Below are 17860 nucleotides of genomic sequence, written 5' to 3'. Positions count from 1 at the left end.
AAAGACAAGGGAAGAGACCAAATGGATATTCAAAACAGTGTTTTTATCATCACCGGCGGCGCCTCCGGCTTAGGTGCAGCGACTGCCCGCATGTTGGCGGCGCATGGCGGCAAAGTCGTTCTGGCTGACGTACAAGTCGAAGCGGGTGAAAAACTCGCGGCAGAACTGAACGGCAAATTCGTTAAATGCGACGTTACTTCTGAAGCCGATGGCCTGGCAGTCGTCGCTGCGGCGACGGCGATGGGCACGCTGCGCGGTCTGGTGAATTGCGCGGGCGTCGCTCCTGCCATCAAAACAGTCGGTAAAGACGGTCCGCATCCGCTCGATGTATTCCAACGCGTCGTGAATATCAATCTGGTCGGTACTTTCAATATGTGCCGCCTGGCCGCAGATGCCATGGGTAAAACCGAGGCAACTGCGCAGGCTGAGCGCGGTGTGATAATCAATACAGCGTCGGTCGCTGCTTATGATGGACAGATCGGGCAGGCAGCTTATGCCTCGTCTAAAGCGGCGGTGGTCGGTTTGACCTTGCCGATGGCACGCGACTTGTCGCGTAGCGGCATCCGCGTCATGACAATTGCGCCAGGTATTTTTGAGACACCGATGTTGCTCGGTATGCCGCAAGAAGTGCAAGATGCGCTGGGTAAAATGGTCCCTTTCCCATCGCGTCTCGGTAAGCCCGACGAATACGCGCATCTCGCTAAATCCATCATCGAAAATGTGATGCTAAATGGCGAAACGATCCGCCTCGATGGCGCGATTCGTATGCAACCCAAATAAGCCTGTTGTTATTTGTCTGATCGTGGCGGAATACCTTGCGTGCGACATGACTTTTTGACAGGCAGCTAATACACTAAGGCAAGCTTCCCGCTTGCCTTTTTTTATTAGGTCTTACGCAAAAACCAAAACCTTTCACCACAGAGACACGGAGACACAGAGAAAAAGCAAGAGAGGAAAGGCACCATGGTGTTTGATATTCAAATGAACCCGCAAGCTGCGCGCGCCTGTTGGCGCGAAATGTCGCTAAAAGCTGCATCCAGCTTGCGGGTTCAATGTACGCTGTTTAAGCAGAGTGTCGTTTTGCGTAAGTCCTGTTTATGCCTGGCACAGGGACAAAAATGCTGGAGATAAAATGTCCACCAGATTTTATTGAAAAGAAACTCATGCATAGTAATGCCACTACAGGATTGATTTTGACGGGCGGCGGTGCCCGCGCTGCCTATCAGGTTGGCGTACTCAAAGCGATTTCCGATATTTTGCTGGAAGCAGGCTGGGCGCCGGAGCGTAATCCTTTCGGCATTATTTGCGGCACTTCCGCCGGCGCAATTAATGCCACCGCACTGGCCTGTCGCGCCGACCATTTCCGCGAGTCTGTGACCAGCATTGTGCAAGTCTGGGAGAATTTTCAGGCGGCCCAGGTGTATCGGGCGGATTCGCTGGGCGTCATACGCTCAGGCGCGCGCTGGCTATCGTTGATGTCATTTGGATGGCTGTTAAATAAATGGCGTAAATCTCCACCTAACTCCCTGCTGGACAATTCACCGCTTGAAGATTTGCTGAATCGCCTGCTGGATCTGGCGCGATTGGATCAGGCTTTGGCCAGCGGCGTGTTGCGCGCATTGGCGGTCACCGCATCGTCTTATACAGCGGGGCGGCATTTAACTTTTTATCAGACTCTTGCCGATATCGAACCTTGGGTCAGAAGCCAACGCTTGGCGCAAAGAGATTTCATCGGAGTACAGCATTTACTGGCGTCTTCGGCGATTCCATTTATTTTTCCTTCTGTTGCGCTGAACTGGGGCGGGCAACTGGAATATTGCGGTGACGGCTCTATGCGCCAACTGGCGCCGATTTCGCCAGCCATCCATTTGGGGGCGGAAAAAGTGTTGATCGTGGGCGCTGGCAGGCTCTCAGAGCCGCCGCGGGAGTCGAACGAGGTCGCCCAATATCCGAGCCTGGCGCAGATTGCGGGTCATGCACTGTCGAGTATTTTCCTGGATAGTCTGGCAGTCGATATTGAGCGTCTTATGCGCGTCAATAAAACATTGTCGATGTTACCGCCAGAGGCATTAAAAAAGACGCCCTTGAAGCCAGTCGATTTGCTGGTCATTGCGCCGTCCCAGCGACTTGATGAAATTGCCAGCCGTCATATAGGTAGCTTACCGTTGCCGGTCAGAACGATGTTGAGCGGTATAGGCGCGACTGAGGTTCGTGGAGCTGCTCTGGCATCTTACTTATTGTTTGAGTCGAGCTACACCAGGGAATTGATTAAGCTAGGTAAAAAAGACACTTGGGCCAGACAAGCGGATGTCTTGAAATTTTTTTCAGACAGCCCGGATAAGCTGAGCGGATAGTTGTTATTCTGGCGAGTATTTCGTTATCTTTTATTTAATAAAGGTTGATTCGTCTTACACAAAACGTTAATCTATGACACTGAATCAATATGTTGCCTGACAAAATGTTAATATACTCCAAAGCAACATTTCTAAAAAAATACGTCATTCTACTGACGATGCTGTTTTTGTCGTCGGTCGTTTTTGCTAAAGATTCGTATGGATTACAAAGCGTCGCCTTATCGGATTTACCGAAAGAAGCGCAGGTAACGCTGGTCTTGATTAAACAAGGCGGCCCGTTTCCTTATGATAAAGACGGCGTGGTCTTCGGTAATTATGAAGCGAGATTGCCTAAGCAAAAACGCGGTTACTACCATGAATTCACCGTTCCAACACCCAGAACGAGAAGTCGCGGTGCGCGCCGCATGATCGCGGGTGGCGACCCCAAGACTTCGGGAGAATACTATTACACCGACGACCATTACGAGAGTTTTAAGCGAGTACGAGAATAATTCCTTTGAAGATGGATTTTAGCAAGCCAGAACCTATGACAATAATCTCACCAGCAGAGGGAGAAATGAGTTTGCTCAAAACAGTAGCGCCGAATGTTGTGCAATCCATTCGTGCTTTTCGGGTGCCTGATTTGCAGAAAGAAGCGGCTAGCCTTGGGCAGCATTTTTTGTATGCATATTGTTTAGAAGCCAGTACCAAGCAGCAGGTTTTGGGCAAAATTGCGACATCCTTTGGTTTTCCCAAGCATTTCGGTAAAAATTTTGATGCCTTATCAGATTGCCTGACGGACCTGATCTATAAATCCGGCTCGCAACCCGGTTTCGTGGTCGTGCTGGAGCAATTGCCCAACACCCCGAAGTTTGATAAGGAAGCCAGAGAGACGCTGCTTGATGTGTTCAGGGATGCGGCTGATTTTTGGGCCGATAGAAAAGTCGCTTTCAGGGTTTTTTACTCATTCGAATGAGCGTCTTGGCCCGTTAATTGGCTCGCAGACACAGAGTGCCGACATCCCCAGTCGGCATTTGTTTTTTGCCAATAGCGAATGCGCAAGTTATTTTTAGCGATGGAATTATTTGAGGCTTGAGGCCGTACAGCGGTACAATGCCGCCATGAAAAAGATTGTCATTTTAATTTCCGGGCGCGGCAGCAACATGCAAGCGATCGTCCAGGCAGCTAAAACAGAGCAATGGCCAGCGCAGATTGCTGCAGTCATCAGTAACCGGGCAGATGCAGCCGGACTTGAGTATGCCGCGAGCATGGGAATCCCCGCTATCGTTGTTCCGAGCAAAAATTTCGCGTCGCGCGACGCGTTTGATGCAGAATTGCAAACGGTCATTGATCAATTTTCTCCCGATCTGCTTGTGCTGGCGGGATTTATGCGTATTTTAACGGCACCATTTGTTGAGCACTACATGGGACGTATGATGAATATTCATCCATCCTTATTGCCGAGCTTTGTTGGCCTGGCGACACATCAACAGGCGCTGGATGCCGGTGTCAAGATTCATGGTGTTACCGTGCATTTCGTCACTCCGCAACTCGATCATGGCCCGATTATCGATCAGGCTGCGATACCCGTGCTGGATGGCGATACTGTGGACAGTCTTTCCTATCGTGCTCTTGAGCAGGAGCACATCATTTACCCCAGAGCGGTGAAATGGTTTATCGACGATAAACTGACCATTGTTGATCAGCGCGTTCGCGTAAAGCTAGGCTGATTTGCTCGCATTGCCGTCTGCTCCAACTCGTTTTGCGATGAGCCGCGTGCTGCAATCAACTAAAGAATTGAAAAAGGAAACCCCATGAGATTACCTCCGGCCATTGTTGGCCATACAGAAGAAGTGCTACGAGAAATTTTACGCTTTACCGGCCCCGCAGACGTGACATTGTCTCGTTATTTCCGTGAGCATCCACGTCTGGGATCGCGAGAGCGCGGCGTGATTGCCGAGGGTATTTACGGCCTTCTGCGTAACAAAAGTGTGTACACCAGTTTCTCTGAGTCCGGTAGTGGTCCGGCGATGCGTCGCCTGACTCTATTGGGCTTGGCTGATGCAGTCGGTGTCGATTCCTTGGGTGGTTTGAGTGAAGAAGAGATTGAATGGCTGCAGCGAGTCATGTTGATTGACCGTAGCCATTTGCCTGCGCTACTTAAATCCAATTTGCCCAACTGGCTATGGGAAAAATTCCTGGGTAAATTCGGTGAATCTGAGGCGCTGGCTTTGGCCGATGCGTTAAACACACCGGCTTCTCTGGACTTGCGCGTCAATACGCTCAAGGGTAACCGCGATGAAGTTATTGCTGCTTTGGCGCAAGCGCCGATTATTGCGGAGCCTACGCCTTACTCTGGGTTGGGATTGCGTATCAAGAAGAAGCCGACTATCCAAAATCTGCCCTTGTTCAAGGATGGTACGATAGAAGTGCAGGATGAGGGTAGCCAGATTCTCGCGCAATTACTCGGTGCCAAACGCGGTGAAATGGTCGCCGATTTCTGTGCCGGTGCTGGCGGCAAGACGTTGGCTCTCGGGGCAAGCATGCGTAATACCGGACGTCTGTATGCATTCGATATCTCTGAAAAGCGACTGGCAAAATTGAAGCCACGCTTGGCCAGAAGCGGTTTGTCGAACGTTCATCCGGTCGTGATTGCACATGAAAAAGACGCCAAAATTAAACGTCTGGCAGGCAAATTAGATCGCGTTCTGGTCGATGCGCCATGCAGCGGCTTGGGAACTTTGCGCCGTAACCCCGACGTGAAATGGCGCCAGACGCAAGTCGGTGTCGCAGAATTGAACGTGAAGCAAGCGTCGATACTCGATAGCGCTGCGAGACTGGTCAAAGCCGGTGGCCGCCTAGTCTATGCGACATGCAGTGTTCTCGATGAAGAGAATGAGGCGATCGTTCAGGCTTTTATCGCCGCGCATCCCGACTTCAGCTTGTTGCCGGTTTCTCAGGTTCTGGCCGAGCAAAAAATCGACCTGGAAATGGGCGATTACTTAAAACTCATGCCGCATATACACCAGACGGATGGTTTCTTTGCTGCGGTGTTGGAACGTAACAAATAATTGACGCCGTTTTTTTATTCAGCATTTAAATGAATACGCCCTTGCTCGCTAGTTTGCTGTCCGACTTGTCGGACGATCTGCACGATCCCAACTTCCTATGGCAAGTGGGGACGGTATTGTTATGTTTTGCTTTGGCGTGGTATCTGTCAGGATTTTTGCGGAAAAGCTTTTCCGGCTCCGAAAGCTCCTCGGGCATGATGAAAATAGGGGTGGAAAGTTTTTACCGGGTCTTATTTCCAAGTTTGTCCCTGATCTGCCTGTTAATCGGCAAAGGTATTTTAGGTCGCTGGCAGCATACCCATTTGCTGAGCCTGCTGTTCCCCATCATAGGCTCGCTGGCTTTAATCCGGTTTGGCTTTTATGTCGTCCGCAGAACCTTTGTCAAGGAAGGCAAGATAGGTGCTTTCCTGGCGATTTTTGAAAAATTATTTGCCGGCTTGGTCTGGTTGGGAGTGGTATTGCACTTTACGGGTTTGTCGCAGGAACTGTTCACTACCCTGGATGAGACTGTATTGCCGATCGGGCATAACAAAGTTTCTGTGCTGTCGATCTTGCAGGCATTGATTTCTGTGGCGGTTACTTTGATTGTGGCGTTGTGGGCGAGTGCCGCACTAGAAGCGCGCCTAATGTTATTGCCCACCATGCATACCTCATTGAAAGTGGTGCTGTCGCGCCTTGGCCGTGCGGTACTCATTTTGCTGGCGATATTGATCAGCCTGACTATCGTCGGCATTGATTTGACGGTTTTGTCTGTATTTGGCGGTGCATTAGGTGTTGGTCTTGGTTTTGGCCTGCAAAAAATCACCAGTAGTTATGTATCCGGCTTCATTATTTTGCTGGACCGTAGTTTATCTATAGGCGATATGATCGCGGTTGATAAATTCAATGGTCGCGTGACGCAAATTAACACGCGCTATACAGTGTTAAAAGGACTGGATGGCGGTGAAGCCGTAATACCGAATGAAATGCTGGTATCGAATCCGGTACAGAATTTTTCTTTAAGCGATAACTCCGTGGCGCTGGGTACCGATATCACCGTCGGCTATCAGACCGATCTGGAAGCTTTATTGCCGATACTTGCGCAAACGGTCGCAGAGGTGCCACGCGTCTCAAAAGAAGCCCCGCCTTCCGCTTATTTGATGAAATTTGGTAGCGATGGCCTGGAGTTGCGTGTCGGTTTCTGGATCTCCGATCCGGAAAATGGGCGTTCTAATGTTTTGTCGGAAGTGAATCGTGCCTTGTGGAAAATATTACAAGAACGCAAAATAGAAGTGCCCTATGCTCGGCGGGTCGTGACCTTAATCAATGCGCCAGAGAAAGTTTCAGAGCAGGCCTGAAAAACAGCGTACAATACGACAAATTTTAGAAAATTTTTGACACTTTGCTTTCGTCGACATAAGCCACGATAGTGTCATTAACAATGGAGTACATGTCATTTTGAGCACTTTTATCGATACCGCAATTGATTTTTTTTCTAACGGCATTACTCGTGCCACTGGTTGGCAAGTATTCATTTTTACGATGGTCGTCACCCACATCACGATTGCCAGCGTCACCATTTTTTTGCATCGTTGCCAGGCGCATCGTGCCTTGGAGCTGCATACCATCCCTAGTCATTTCTTCCGGTTCTGGCTCTGGCTTACCACTGGACAAGTGACCAAAGAATGGGCTGCGATTCACCGTAAACATCACGCCAAGTGTGAAACTGAAGAAGATCCGCATAGCCCGGTAACGCGCGGCATTAAAAAAGTATTCTGGCAAGGTGCCGAACTCTATCGCGCCGAATCCAAAAATCTGGAGACCATGCAAAAGTATGGTCATGGCACACCGGATGACTGGATTGAGCGTAATTTGTACACCAAGTTTAGCTGGCAGGGCGTGGCATTGATGTTGATCATTGATATCATCCTGTTCGGTGCAATCGGTATTACGGTGTGGGCTGTTCAAATGCTGTGGATCCCGGTGACAGCGGCCGGTATTATCAATGGCATCGGTCATTACTGGGGTTATCGCAATTACGATTGCGTTGATGCGTCCCGCAATATCGTACCTTTTGGTATTTTGATTGGCGGTGAAGAGCTGCACAATAATCACCACACTTTCGGTACTTCCGCTAAGTTATCGTCGAAATGGTATGAATTTGATATTGGTTGGCTATACATCCGCACGATGGAAATCGTCGGTTTGGCTACGGTCAAGAAGGTAGCTCCAGAACCAAAATTCGCTGAAATCAAATCCGTGATCGATATGGATACTTTGCAAGCGGTGATCACAAACCGCTACGATGTGATGGCGAAGTACACAAAATCCTTGCGTCGTGCCTGGAGAGATGAAGTTGCGCATTTGCGTGAAAAGGCGCAATTCGAAGCCGGATTCCTTAAGTCCGCAAAAACTTTATTGCAGCGTGAGCCGACTAAATTGGAAGCGCCGCAAAAGGAACAATTATCGGAACTGTTGGCTCATAGCAGCGCTTTGAAAACTATGCATGACATGCGTGTTGAGCTTGGTTTGATCTGGGAGCGTTCTACAGTGAGCCGCGAGCAATTAGTGCATCAATTGCAAGACTGGTGCGTACGTGCTGAGGCTTCAGGAATTCAGACCCTGCACGACTTTTCACGTAGATTACGTAGCTACGCCTAATTTATTCTGCTAGCTTGATATGTAAATGGCGCCTAAGGGCGCCATTTTTATGGTGAAGAGATTCCGTTCGTTTTCAATTGAATAGAATACTGAGGAAGCATAAGGCGAAAAAAAACCTGCAATTTGCAGGTTTTTTTTTAAGATAACTAAGATTATTTAATCTTAGTTTCTTTGTAGATTACATGCTTACGTGCCTTGGGATCAAACTTCATGATCTCCATTTTTTCAGGCATTGTGCGCTTGTTTTTGGATGTGGTATAGAAATGACCTGTACCAGCAGTCGATTCCAGTTTGATTTTGTCGCGACCAGATTTAGCCATGATATTTTCCTAACAGTGATTTTCGCTTAAACTTTTTCGCCGCGAGCACGCAGGTCAGTCAAAACCGCATCGATGCCGATTTTGTCAATGACGCGCAGACCAGCATTAGACAAACGCAGGGAAACCCAGCGATTTTCTGATTCTACGAAAAAGCGACGATTTTGCAGGTTAGGCAAAAAGCGACGTTTAGTTTTGTTGTTCGCATGGGATACGTTGTTGCCAACCATTGGCCCCTTCCCAGTTACTTGGCAAACACGTGCCATGTTTAACTCCTTAAATGTTTCCGAATTTGGAAAAAATACGAGTATAGCGAAAATTCTACTAAATATCAACGACTTGCGAAAAACAATTGTGTCTTTTGTTTTTATTTAATTTAACAATTTAAAATTGCCAGTGATTTTCTAGGATTTAAACATGCCGGCTTTAGATTTGCCCATGTTCGGCGAAGGAATAGACCTTGGGGTTGGCAACAATGAAGTGATCCAATATTCTGACATCAATTAATGCCAGAGTTTGTTTTAGCGTCTTGGTTAGCGTAATGTCCGCATCGCTGGGTTCTGCATTACCGGAGGGATGGTTGTGCGCAAGAATGATACTTGCTGCATTGTGTTGTAAGGCAGCTTTTACTACCTCTCTTGGGTACACGCTGGCATGACTGAGACTGCCTCTGAACAGTTCAGATGACGTAATCAGTTGGTTTTTGATATCGAGAAATAGCACGGCGAATGATTCGTAGGGTTTGCTGCCTATCATCAGTTGCAAATAGTTTTTGACCGCTTGTGGCGATGACAATAGTGGAGTGCTTTGCAATTCTTCAGAGATAGCCCGTTTTGCCAATTCCAGCACGGCATGTAATTGCGCATATTTAGCATTGCCCAGGCCGTGCATGGCTGAAAAATCTTTGATATCCGCAGCAAACAAGCCAGTCAGCGAGCCAAAATGACCTAACATATCGCGACCCAAATCCACGGCGCTTTTGCCGCTTACCCCGACACGCAAAAACACCGCTAACAATTCTGCGTCAGACAAAGCCTGGGCGCCGAATTTAATGAGTCGTTCACGCGGTCGTTGATCTTCTGGCCAGTCGGTAATCGCCATTAAAAGTCCTTCATAAAATGAGAGAATAATCAGTAGTTCGTCTAGCTGACATACAATAGAGGCTTGATCGGATTTCACTTCAATTATGTCAAGCCATGCTATCCCCGTCGTCACCCCAGACGCTTATCTGACCTTGCATTATCGCCTTGCCACCCTGGACGGTGAGGATATTATCAGCACTTTTAAGGAAAGTCCGGCGACTTTGCAAATGGGAAATGGTCAGCTAGCCCCAGAATTGGAGAGAGCGTTGCTGAATCTTGAAGAGGGCTCCCACACCACGCAAGAGCTAGCGCCTGAACAGGCATTTGGTCCGCGCAATCCGGATTTGATCCAGCGTGTTTCTCGTGCGACCTTGAAGGAGAATTCTGCTTTTGGTGAGCAATACGTGATCGGCGATCTGGTCGAGTTTGCCGCCCCATCGGGCGGTCGTTTTGCCGGGATACTCAGAGCAATTGATGGCGAAGGCGCCTTGTTTGACTTTAATCATCCCTTGGCAGGCCAGACGGTGTTGTTCGAGACGAAAATTATTGGTATTTTATGATGACGGATAAAGAAATCGTATTAGCGCAGCCACGCGGGTTTTGCGCAGGCGTTGACCGGGCCATTGAGATTGTGGAGCGCGCATTGCAGCAGTTTGGCGCGCCGATCTACGTGCGCCATGAGATTGTGCACAATGCTTATGTCGTCAATGATCTTCGCCAGAAAGGTGCTATTTTTATTGAGGAATTAGCGGATGTACCGGCAGGGAATACGGTGATTTTTTCTGCTCACGGAGTTTCCCAATCCGTTCGCAAAGAGGCCGAGGCGCGAGGCTTGACGGTATTTGATGCAACCTGTCCCCTGGTCACTAAAGTCCATATTGAAGTTACCAAAATGCGCAAAGAAGGGCGCGAAATCATTATGATCGGCCATCAAGGACATCCGGAAGTCGAGGGAACCATGGGGCAGACTGAAGGCGGCATACATCTGGTAGAAACCGTTGCAGATGTCGCGACGCTGAATGTTGCCAATCCTGATTTGCTTGCATATGTTTCACAGACCACGCTGTCAGTGGACGACACCATTGAGATCATCGCCGCACTCAAAAATAAATTTCCCCAAATTAGTGAGCCAAAAAAGGGCGATATTTGTTATGCCACAACGAATCGCCAGGAGGCGGTTAAATTTATGGCGCCCCAAGTTGATTTGGTCATCGTGGTCGGTAGCGCGAATAGCTCGAACTCCAATCGTCTTCGTGAAGTTGCTGAAAAAAAGGGCGCGGCATCTTATATGGTGGATAACGCAACTCAGATCCAAGCCAGCTGGCTGGAAAATTGCCGTCGTATCGGTGTTACTGCCGGTGCATCGGCACCTGAGGTTTTGGTACAACAAGTCATAGAGCGCTTAAAACAATTGGGTGCTCAAAGTGTACGCACCTTGGATGGCGCCGAAGAGAATGTGACTTTCCCTATGCCAAAGGGGCTTGCGGGAGCAAAGTAAAATGCGCTCCGAGCAAGTGCAATACGAACTTGTACAAATAATAATTTGCCACATACTATTTATTCAGTATTTTATTTCGCGAATTCATCGCTAACATTGCGGAACTTTGATTGACTACGACACATTTTTATACTGTGCAGGATCAGGTCGGTATAGTAGTATAGGTTCGGGCTTAATATGTTGTTGGTGTTTTTGTTCATCCCTTCGAGTCAATCTCTGTATAATCCCGCCGGATTCCATGTTCTGCAGCGCGAATAAGCAGACGTGGAATTGGGTACATAAAAATATTACAAACGCTTTTTGCCAAAAGTTGTTGAGGAGAGTTTTGCTATGCGTTATTCCACTATTTCCATTGCTCCGAATTTCATGAAGCGTCTTTTCGGATAACTGACGCTTAAATTGAGCGGCACTCAAGAATTACTGGGTGCCGTTTTTGTTATCAGGAATGATTTTTGCTGAGTAATCTATCAATGAGATGCTCAGGTATCTTGGCGAAAATTCCGATCCGTTCATAAAGAGAGAAGCAATATGGATACATTTATCCAACAAATAATAAATGGCCTGGTATTAGGGTCGATGTATGCCTTGGTCGCGCTGGGATACACCATGGTTTATGGTGTCCTGAATCTGATCAACTTCGCCCATGGCGATGTACTCATGGTCGGCGCAATGGCGGGGCTAAGTATTTTAAAACTACTCGGTGTTATTGCACCGGATTTGCCCGGCATCGTTCAATTGCTGATCGCAATTATTGGCGCCATCCCTGTCTGCATCATTGTGAACGTTGTGATTGAGCGCGTCGCTTATCGCCGGTTGCGTAACGCACCGCGTCTGGCGCCCTTGATTACAGCAATCGGTATTTCGCAATTGGTGCAGGTGTTCGCCATGATTATCTGGGGCCGCAGTCCGATTTCCTTTCCAAGCGTGATGCCATCAACCCCAATTCCGATTGGCGGTGCTGTGATCTCACAAACCCAAGTTTTATTGCTGGTACTGGCGACTCTCGCGATGGTCGGCCTGGTCCTGTTGGTAGAAAAAACCAAGATGGGCAGAGCCATGCGTGCAACCGCTGAGAACCCACGCGTGGCGGGTCTGATGGGCGTTGATTCTAACAAAGTGATTGTTGCGACCTTCGCGATCGGTGCATCGCTGGCCGCAATTGCGGGGGTGATGTGGGCTGCTAACTATTCATCGGCGCAATTTGCGATGGGTTTCCTGCCTGGCCTGAAAGCCTTCTCTGCTGCGGTTCTGGGTGGTATCGGTAATATTTACGGTGCGATGGTCGGCGGCATTATTCTTGGCCTAATCGAGAGTCTGGGTGCTGGTTATATTGGCGAGCTCACTGGTGGCCTGCTTGGCAGTCAGTACCAGGATATCTTCGCGTTTGTTGTATTGATTATCGTGTTGACTCTGCGCCCATCCGGCATCATGGGTGAACGTGTTGCTGACCGTGCATAAGGAGAGCATGAATGTCGAATTTTTTTGATATAAAAGCGAATCCAAGCAAGGCCTACACGAGCTTTGCTGTGTTGGGTATCGTCTTGGTATTGTTCCCGTTTGTTGCCGCCAATTTTGGTAATTCATGGGTCCGCATTATTGACTTCGCCTTGCTATACATTATGTTGGCCTTGGGTTTGAACATCGTTGTCGGTTTCGCTGGTTTGCTGGATCTAGGCTACATCGCATTCTATGCGGTTGGCGCGTATATGGCGGCCTTGCTGGCATCGCCACAGTTTGCGGTCGTGTTGGAATCCTTTGTCAATACTTACCCAGCCGTTGGCCATTTTCTGGTGTGGGTGTTTGGTCCCGAGATCGCGCAAACCGGATTGCATTTGTCCGTCTGGATTATCGTCCCTCTGGCGGCTGCCCTGGCTGGTTTCTTCGGTGCGTTGTTAGGTGCGCCAACCCTGAAGTTGCGCGGTGATTACCTTGCCATTGTGACCCTGGGTTTTGGTGAAATTATTCGTATTTTTATGAATAATATGAATTCGCCAGTGAATTTCACCAATGGCCCTCAAGGGATCAACATGATCGACCCGATCCGGATTTTCGGCGTCTCATTAGCCGGTGAAGCCGGCTCTAACGCCACGGTGCATTTTGGTTTCTTCAGCTTACCTTCCGTGAATGCCTATTACTTCCTGTTTTTGGCATTGTGTATCGGAATTATTTTTGTTTCTTTGCGTTTACAAGATTCCCGTCTGGGACGTGCCTGGGTTGCGATTCGTGAAGATGAAATAGCGGCTAAGGCGATGGGGATTAATACCCGCAATATCAAGCTGCTGGCATTTTCGATGGGTGCATCTTTTGGCGGTGTTTCCGGTGCGATGTTCGCATCATTTCAGGGCTTTGTTTCCCCTGAGTCATTCTCGTTGGTTGAGTCTATTGTGGTGTTGGCGATGGTGGTGTTGGGTGGGATTGGCCATATCCCTGGAGTTATCCTGGGATCGATATTGCTTGCCGCCTTACCTGAAGTGTTGCGTCATAGCGTAGAGCCGGTACAGAATCTCCTGTTTGGAAAAATCCTGATTGAAGCTGAAGTATTGCGTCAATTGTTATACGGCCTGGCGATGGTATTGATTATGTTGAACAGACCCGCCGGTTTGTGGCCGTCGCCCAAACATGAAGACAGAATAACCAGCAGCAACGATACGCCAGCTGCGGCTTAAGGAATAGCGACATGACTGAAAAAACTATATTAAAAATCGAAGGGGCAAATAAGCGCTTCGGTGGTTTGCAAGCTTTGTCGAATGTAGGGATCAATATCAAGCAGGGCCAGATTTACGGTTTGATTGGTCCTAACGGTGCGGGTAAAACGACATTCTTTAACGTCATCACGGGACTGTATCAGCCGGACACAGGGTCGTTTGAATTGGATGGCAAGCCTTATTCGCCGTCCGCACCACATGAAGTGGCAAAAGCAGGGATCGCCCGGACCTTCCAGAATATCCGTTTGTTCGGCGAAATGACTGCCCTCGAAAACGTCATGGTAGGCCGGCATATCCGTACTCACCAGGGTGTCTTGGGCGCAGTATTTCGAGGTGGCGCCGCACGCAAAGAGGAGGCAGAAACCAAAGCTCGCGCTCAAGAATTGCTTGACTTCGTTGGGATCGGCAAATTTGCCGATCGCACTTCCAAATATTTATCTTATGGCGATCAACGCCGCCTGGAAATTGCACGCGCCCTTGCGACGGATCCAAAATTGCTGGCGCTCGATGAGCCAGCTGCCGGTATGAACGCGACTGAGAAACTGGCATTGCGTGAATTGCTGGTTAAAATCAAAGCCGAAGGTAAGACGATTTTGTTGATTGAACATGACGTCAAACTGATGATGGGTTTATGCGACAGAATCACGGTATTGGATTACGGTAAGCCGATTGCGGAAGGGGTACCTGCGGACATACAGAAAAATCCAGCAGTGATTGAAGCGTATTTGGGAGGTTCTCACTAATGGTTGATAACGTATTGAAGATTAGTAACCTCAAGGTTGCTTACGGCGGCATTAAAGCGGTCAAAGGCATTGATTTAGAAGTCAATAAAGGTGAATTGATTACCCTGATCGGTGCCAATGGCGCCGGTAAAACGACCACCCTGAAAGCAATTACAGGGACTTTGCCAAGTTGCAAAGTCGAAGGTGAAATTCTGTATGACGGCAAGTCGATCCGCGGCATTAACTCATTTGAATTAGTGAACAACCATCTGGCAATGGTGCCGGAAGGGCGGGGCGTTTTCACGCGTATGACGATTCTTGAAAACCTGATGATGGGCGCTTTTACCCGTAATGATAAAGCGGGCATCAGCCAGGATATCGAGAAATGGTTCGCCGTTTTTCCACGCCTTAAAGAGCGCGCAGCGCAGTTGGCAGGGACTTTATCCGGTGGCGAACAGCAAATGCTGGCGATGGCACGCGCCCTGATGAGCCATCCAAAATTATTGCTGCTCGATGAGCCGTCCATGGGCCTGTCGCCGATTATGGTCGAAAAGATTTTTGAAGTCGTGCGGAATGTTTCTGCGCAAGGCGTGACTATTTTGCTGGTTGAGCAAAATGCCAAATTGGCTTTGCAAGCGGCGCATCGTGGTTACGTCATGGATTCTGGTGCGATCACGATGACGGGTAACGGCAAGGATATGTTGAACGATCCTAAAGTTCAGGCCGCCTATCTCGGCGAATAAGTTGCATCGATGTAAAAAAGCCTCGATATTTATTTATCGAGGCTTTTTTATTTGCTCCTGAAGAAGCTAGCTTAACAACTTATTTTTTTGAACGAGCCGTCGCTTTTTCAGTTGCTGTAGAAATTTGAGTCACTGCGTTATTCAGGTTTGCTTCCAATGCTTCTACTGCTTGCTTGCTCGATTTGGTGAATTGATCGTAGCTTGCGTTGGCATTATTGATTGCAGTCTTGACAAAGGCGACGACATTTTCTGTGCCGGCAGGTGCGTTTTTGGAGACTTCGTCGAACAATGCCAATACTTTACGGTTGGTTTCGGCGATTTGTGTTTCGGCTGCACGGGTAAATTCAGCTTGTGTGCTGGAAGCGATGTTCGACAGGTGACGACCGTAAGCCAATGCTTTTTCAGCATTTGGTTGCGCCTGCGCTGCGGACAGGCTGAAAAATTCTTGTGGATCTTTTGCCGACAACAATTGTTTTGCTGCTGCGGTAGATTCTTCCATTGAAGTTTTGGCAACTGTCAGATTCAATTCTACAAATTTCTCTACGCCTTCAAATGCTTTGCCAGTCAACGCAGTGATCAGTGCGAGTTGCGCATCGAAGTTTGCTTTAGTAGCGGCGGAAAACTGTTCAGGTACGGAAAACATAGATTTCTCCTAAAAGGGATGAGTCAATTTGATGAGGTATCAGACTTTATTGCGATAAATAAATTGCATTAATACCGCATTTTGTGCGTTGCAATATCATGCATTCTATTGATTAATCGAGCAAAGTCAAGAAAAATTGTGCAATGCAATAAAAATGTCTTTTTTAAAACAAAGATAATTACCAATAATTCGTTTGATACTTGCCCGCAAAAAATTATTGTTAATCATTTATGATTATCTGCAGGAATTATGACTGGTTCATGAAACGGGCATTTAAAAACGCTGGTTTTGTCAAAACGATTTATGCCAATCGTTTGCATTGATGATGAGTAGATTATTTAGTCTTTAAGGGAAGCGATGAAATTTTTTAAATAGAATGAATGTCTTGCTGTGTAATAAACTTGGCTTGATTAATTACGGGTAAATTTTGGTAATGCCTGCTTTTCAGGTGTGCGTGGAGAGCCTGCAGTTAATTAAAATCATCCGATTTATTTTTTGAGGAAAAAATGTCCATAGAAGCGAAAAGAAGAGGGCAGTTTCAACATTTTCATACGATACAGACGCGCTGGATGGATAACGATGCCTATGGGCATGTAAATAATGTGGTCTATTACAGTTGGTTTGACACGGTGGTAAATCAGTTTTTGATCGTTAATCAAGCACTGGATATTGAAAAAAGCCGGGAAATCGGCCTCGTGATCGAGACTCAGTGCAATTATCTGGCATCAGTCGCTTTTCCCGATGTGATTTGCGCCGGAGTCACGGTCAGCAAGCTTGGTAATTCCAGTGTCCGTTATGAGATCGGGATTTTTAAGAATGACGAAGACGCGGCGGCGGCCCAGGGACATTTTGTGCATGTGTATGTCGACAGGGAAACACGTCGGCCAGTGCAAATTCCAGAAAAAATTCGCAAACTGTTATCCACTTTAGAGGTATCCGTACGATGATTCAGTCCCCTACCCAGCAGTGCGTCGATGAGGTGATGACATCGCGTCGCTCAACCCGTGCCTTTTTGCCCACGGCAGTCGCGCGTGAGGATATCTGCCAGATCATAGAAGTGGCGGCGCGTGCGCCATCGGGCAGCAATACGCAACCGTGGAAAGTATATGTTTTAACCGGTAATAAATTGACCCAGTTATCTTCTGCCATTTTGGCGGCACATAACGATAGCGAGCAGATGCAGGCGCATAAAGAAGAATATAACTATTACCCGGTGCAATGGATTTCCCCCTATCTCGAACGTCGGCGCAAAGTCGGTTGGGATTTGTACGCTTTGCTTGGATTAGGGCGTGAAAACAAAACGGGCATACATGCGCAACATGGTCGTAACTATGCTTTTTTTGACGCACCGGTCGGTCTGATTTTTACGATTGACCGTGTAATGGAGCAGGGGTCCTGGCTGGATTACGGGATGTTCTTGCAAAACATCATGCTCGCAGCGCGTGCCAGAGGACTGGACACCTGCCCGCAAGCCGCATTTACCCAGTATCACAAAATCATCAGCGAGGCGCTGAGCTTGCCCGACAATGAAATGCTGGTCTGCGGTATGTCATTGGGTTATGCGGATCGCAGCAAGATCGAGAACACCTTGCTCACTGAGCGTGATGACATAGGAAAATTCACGCAGTTTCTTGATTAATCAACGTTCCTTTCGTAGGCTTGCCAGCGCTTCGTTTGGAGCAAAATTCTCTAGAAGTGCTGCCTGATCATTGGTTCTTGCGCAACATAATTGATCAATAGGGCTAACGCAAAACAACAAGCTGCTTACCGCAATTTAAATTGAAACCGCAGACTGGATGCCGCTTTCAGCGGCATTTCGTGCCAACAGGCGCACCCGGCTTGCGGGTTCATTTGAATACCAAAACGCGATGAAGCCAGCACCTCTCTTGTCTTTCTCTGTATCTGGGGGTTTCTGTGACGAGAGGTTTTGGTTTTTGCGTAAACCCTGAGCAAAAAACTGGCATGATCACCAGACGGCTTTGGGGCGTCGCCGTCTTTGGGCTGTATTACATGATTGTTTCGATTTAGTGACACTAGACTTTTGTTCAAGTAAGTAGCATAAGTCTTTAATTCGCTTGCGAATTTTTCCAATTTTGCTACACTGCA

Annotated in this window: 20 protein-coding genes; 16 read left to right on the top strand and 4 right to left on the bottom strand. The window is 48.0% G+C overall.

The features are described 5' to 3' along the window. Positions 1-21 precede the first annotated feature (21 nt). The 8 genes from LPB67_RS17390 (at position 22) to LPB67_RS17355 (ending at position 8044) form a co-directional block, all read left to right on the top strand. Positions 22-780, top strand: coding sequence for a 3-hydroxyacyl-CoA dehydrogenase (locus LPB67_RS17390; protein WP_262838566.1), 759 nt, complete (start codon positions 22-24; stop codon positions 778-780). A gap of 383 nt (positions 781-1163) precedes the next feature. Continuing rightward, positions 1164-2354: a patatin-like phospholipase family protein gene (locus tag LPB67_RS17385; RefSeq protein ID WP_262838565.1), complete on the top strand. Its 1191-nt coding sequence runs from the start codon at positions 1164-1166 to the stop codon at positions 2352-2354. 158 nt (positions 2355-2512) lie between these two features. Next, entirely contained in the window at positions 2513-2845 is a 333-nt protein-coding gene (locus tag LPB67_RS17380; RefSeq protein ID WP_262838564.1) for a ribonuclease, read from the top strand. Positions 2846-2850: 5 nt separating this feature from the next. Further along, positions 2851-3309, top strand: a complete 459-nt coding sequence (locus LPB67_RS17375) for a barstar family protein (RefSeq protein ID WP_410482760.1) — start codon at positions 2851-2853, stop codon at positions 3307-3309. Between the two features lie 145 nt (positions 3310-3454). Beyond that, positions 3455-4063 (top strand): phosphoribosylglycinamide formyltransferase, encoded by a 609-nt coding sequence (purN, locus tag LPB67_RS17370; RefSeq protein ID WP_262838562.1) that lies wholly within the window; start codon positions 3455-3457, stop codon positions 4061-4063. A gap of 84 nt (positions 4064-4147) precedes the next feature. Then, positions 4148-5404: an RsmB/NOP family class I SAM-dependent RNA methyltransferase gene (locus LPB67_RS17365; RefSeq protein ID WP_262838561.1), complete on the top strand. Its 1257-nt coding sequence runs from the start codon at positions 4148-4150 to the stop codon at positions 5402-5404. 29 nt (positions 5405-5433) lie between these two features. After that, entirely contained in the window at positions 5434-6741 is a 1308-nt protein-coding gene (locus tag LPB67_RS17360) for a mechanosensitive ion channel family protein (protein WP_262838560.1), read from the top strand. A 100-nt stretch (positions 6742-6841) separates the two neighbouring features. After that, the gene (locus tag LPB67_RS17355) at positions 6842-8044 is read left to right on the top strand and encodes a fatty acid desaturase (RefSeq protein WP_262838559.1); all 1203 of its coding nucleotides are present in this window, start codon (positions 6842-6844) and stop codon (positions 8042-8044) included. A 152-nt stretch (positions 8045-8196) separates the two neighbouring features. Here LPB67_RS17355 and rpmG read toward each other — a convergent pair whose 3' ends face one another. The 3 genes from rpmG to radC all read right to left on the bottom strand — a co-directional run bounded on the left by rpmG (position 8197) and on the right by radC (position 9462). Continuing rightward, positions 8197-8364, bottom strand: a complete 168-nt coding sequence (gene rpmG, locus LPB67_RS17350; protein ID WP_110257750.1) for a 50S ribosomal protein L33 — start codon at positions 8362-8364, stop codon at positions 8197-8199. Between the two features lie 26 nt (positions 8365-8390). After that, the gene (gene rpmB / locus LPB67_RS17345; RefSeq protein WP_186947587.1) at positions 8391-8627 is read right to left on the bottom strand and encodes a 50S ribosomal protein L28; all 237 of its coding nucleotides are present in this window, start codon (positions 8625-8627) and stop codon (positions 8391-8393) included. A gap of 160 nt (positions 8628-8787) precedes the next feature. Further along, entirely contained in the window at positions 8788-9462 is a 675-nt protein-coding gene (radC, locus tag LPB67_RS17340) for a RadC family protein (RefSeq protein WP_262838558.1), read from the bottom strand. 85 nt (positions 9463-9547) lie between these two features. Between radC and LPB67_RS17335 the strand changes: the two genes are divergently transcribed. The 6 genes from LPB67_RS17335 to LPB67_RS17310 all read left to right on the top strand — a co-directional run bounded on the left by LPB67_RS17335 (position 9548) and on the right by LPB67_RS17310 (position 15111). Beyond that, on the top strand, positions 9548-10003 hold the full coding sequence (locus LPB67_RS17335) for a peptidylprolyl isomerase (RefSeq protein ID WP_262838557.1): 456 nt from the start codon (positions 9548-9550) through the stop codon (positions 10001-10003). Next, the gene (gene ispH, locus LPB67_RS17330) at positions 10003-10941 is read left to right on the top strand and encodes a 4-hydroxy-3-methylbut-2-enyl diphosphate reductase (protein WP_262838556.1); all 939 of its coding nucleotides are present in this window, start codon (positions 10003-10005) and stop codon (positions 10939-10941) included. The genes LPB67_RS17335 and ispH overlap by 1 nt, the downstream gene beginning before the upstream one ends. A gap of 528 nt (positions 10942-11469) precedes the next feature. Continuing rightward, the gene (locus LPB67_RS17325) at positions 11470-12399 is read left to right on the top strand and encodes a branched-chain amino acid ABC transporter permease (protein WP_262838555.1); all 930 of its coding nucleotides are present in this window, start codon (positions 11470-11472) and stop codon (positions 12397-12399) included. Positions 12400-12410: 11 nt separating this feature from the next. Continuing rightward, positions 12411-13607, top strand: coding sequence for an ABC transporter permease subunit (locus LPB67_RS17320; protein WP_262838554.1), 1197 nt, complete (start codon positions 12411-12413; stop codon positions 13605-13607). An 11-nt stretch (positions 13608-13618) separates the two neighbouring features. Next, positions 13619-14389, top strand: coding sequence for an ABC transporter ATP-binding protein (locus LPB67_RS17315; protein WP_262838553.1), 771 nt, complete (start codon positions 13619-13621; stop codon positions 14387-14389). Then, positions 14389-15111: an ABC transporter ATP-binding protein gene (locus tag LPB67_RS17310; protein ID WP_262838552.1), complete on the top strand. Its 723-nt coding sequence runs from the start codon at positions 14389-14391 to the stop codon at positions 15109-15111. The genes LPB67_RS17315 and LPB67_RS17310 overlap by 1 nt, the downstream gene beginning before the upstream one ends. Positions 15112-15190: 79 nt before the next feature. On the opposite strand, the gene LPB67_RS17305 is transcribed toward LPB67_RS17310, so the two are convergent. Continuing rightward, the gene (locus LPB67_RS17305) at positions 15191-15754 is read right to left on the bottom strand and encodes a phasin family protein (RefSeq protein WP_262838551.1); all 564 of its coding nucleotides are present in this window, start codon (positions 15752-15754) and stop codon (positions 15191-15193) included. A 506-nt stretch (positions 15755-16260) separates the two neighbouring features. On the opposite strand from LPB67_RS17305, the gene LPB67_RS17300 reads away from it, so the two are divergent. Beyond that, on the top strand, positions 16261-16701 hold the full coding sequence (locus LPB67_RS17300; protein ID WP_262838550.1) for an acyl-CoA thioesterase: 441 nt from the start codon (positions 16261-16263) through the stop codon (positions 16699-16701). Beyond that, positions 16698-17393, top strand: coding sequence for a nitroreductase (locus tag LPB67_RS17295; RefSeq protein ID WP_262838549.1), 696 nt, complete (start codon positions 16698-16700; stop codon positions 17391-17393). Before LPB67_RS17300 ends, LPB67_RS17295 begins: the two co-directional genes overlap by 4 nt. Positions 17394-17860 lie beyond the last annotated feature (467 nt).

This window comes from Undibacterium sp. Jales W-56 (assembly GCF_025548535.1).
Classification (GTDB): Bacteria; Pseudomonadota; Gammaproteobacteria; order Burkholderiales; family Burkholderiaceae_D; genus Undibacterium.
Note: the sequence above shows the minus strand (reverse complement) of the source record. Positions and strands in the feature narration are given on the sequence as shown.

Coding starts and splice junctions, on each gene's coding strand:
- LPB67_RS17390 (WP_262838566.1), top strand. CDS start 22: ATGGATATTCAAAACAGTGTTTTTATCATCACCGGCGGCGCCTCCGGC.
- LPB67_RS17385 (WP_262838565.1), top strand. CDS start 1,164: ATGCATAGTAATGCCACTACAGGATTGATTTTGACGGGCGGCGGTGCC.
- LPB67_RS17380 (WP_262838564.1), top strand. CDS start 2,513: ATGCTGTTTTTGTCGTCGGTCGTTTTTGCTAAAGATTCGTATGGATTA.
- purN (WP_262838562.1), top strand. CDS start 3,455: ATGAAAAAGATTGTCATTTTAATTTCCGGGCGCGGCAGCAACATGCAA.
- LPB67_RS17365 (WP_262838561.1), top strand. CDS start 4,148: ATGAGATTACCTCCGGCCATTGTTGGCCATACAGAAGAAGTGCTACGA.
- LPB67_RS17360 (WP_262838560.1), top strand. CDS start 5,434: ATGAATACGCCCTTGCTCGCTAGTTTGCTGTCCGACTTGTCGGACGAT.
- rpmG (WP_110257750.1), bottom strand. CDS start 8,364: ATGGCTAAATCTGGTCGCGACAAAATCAAACTGGAATCGACTGCTGGT.
- rpmB (WP_186947587.1), bottom strand. CDS start 8,627: ATGGCACGTGTTTGCCAAGTAACTGGGAAGGGGCCAATGGTTGGCAAC.
- radC (WP_262838558.1), bottom strand. CDS start 9,462: ATGGCGATTACCGACTGGCCAGAAGATCAACGACCGCGTGAACGACTC.
- LPB67_RS17335 (WP_262838557.1), top strand. CDS start 9,548: ATGTCAAGCCATGCTATCCCCGTCGTCACCCCAGACGCTTATCTGACC.
- ispH (WP_262838556.1), top strand. CDS start 10,003: ATGACGGATAAAGAAATCGTATTAGCGCAGCCACGCGGGTTTTGCGCA.
- LPB67_RS17325 (WP_262838555.1), top strand. CDS start 11,470: ATGGATACATTTATCCAACAAATAATAAATGGCCTGGTATTAGGGTCG.
- LPB67_RS17320 (WP_262838554.1), top strand. CDS start 12,411: ATGTCGAATTTTTTTGATATAAAAGCGAATCCAAGCAAGGCCTACACG.
- LPB67_RS17315 (WP_262838553.1), top strand. CDS start 13,619: ATGACTGAAAAAACTATATTAAAAATCGAAGGGGCAAATAAGCGCTTC.
- LPB67_RS17310 (WP_262838552.1), top strand. CDS start 14,389: ATGGTTGATAACGTATTGAAGATTAGTAACCTCAAGGTTGCTTACGGC.
- LPB67_RS17305 (WP_262838551.1), bottom strand. CDS start 15,754: ATGTTTTCCGTACCTGAACAGTTTTCCGCCGCTACTAAAGCAAACTTC.
- LPB67_RS17300 (WP_262838550.1), top strand. CDS start 16,261: ATGTCCATAGAAGCGAAAAGAAGAGGGCAGTTTCAACATTTTCATACG.
- LPB67_RS17295 (WP_262838549.1), top strand. CDS start 16,698: ATGATTCAGTCCCCTACCCAGCAGTGCGTCGATGAGGTGATGACATCG.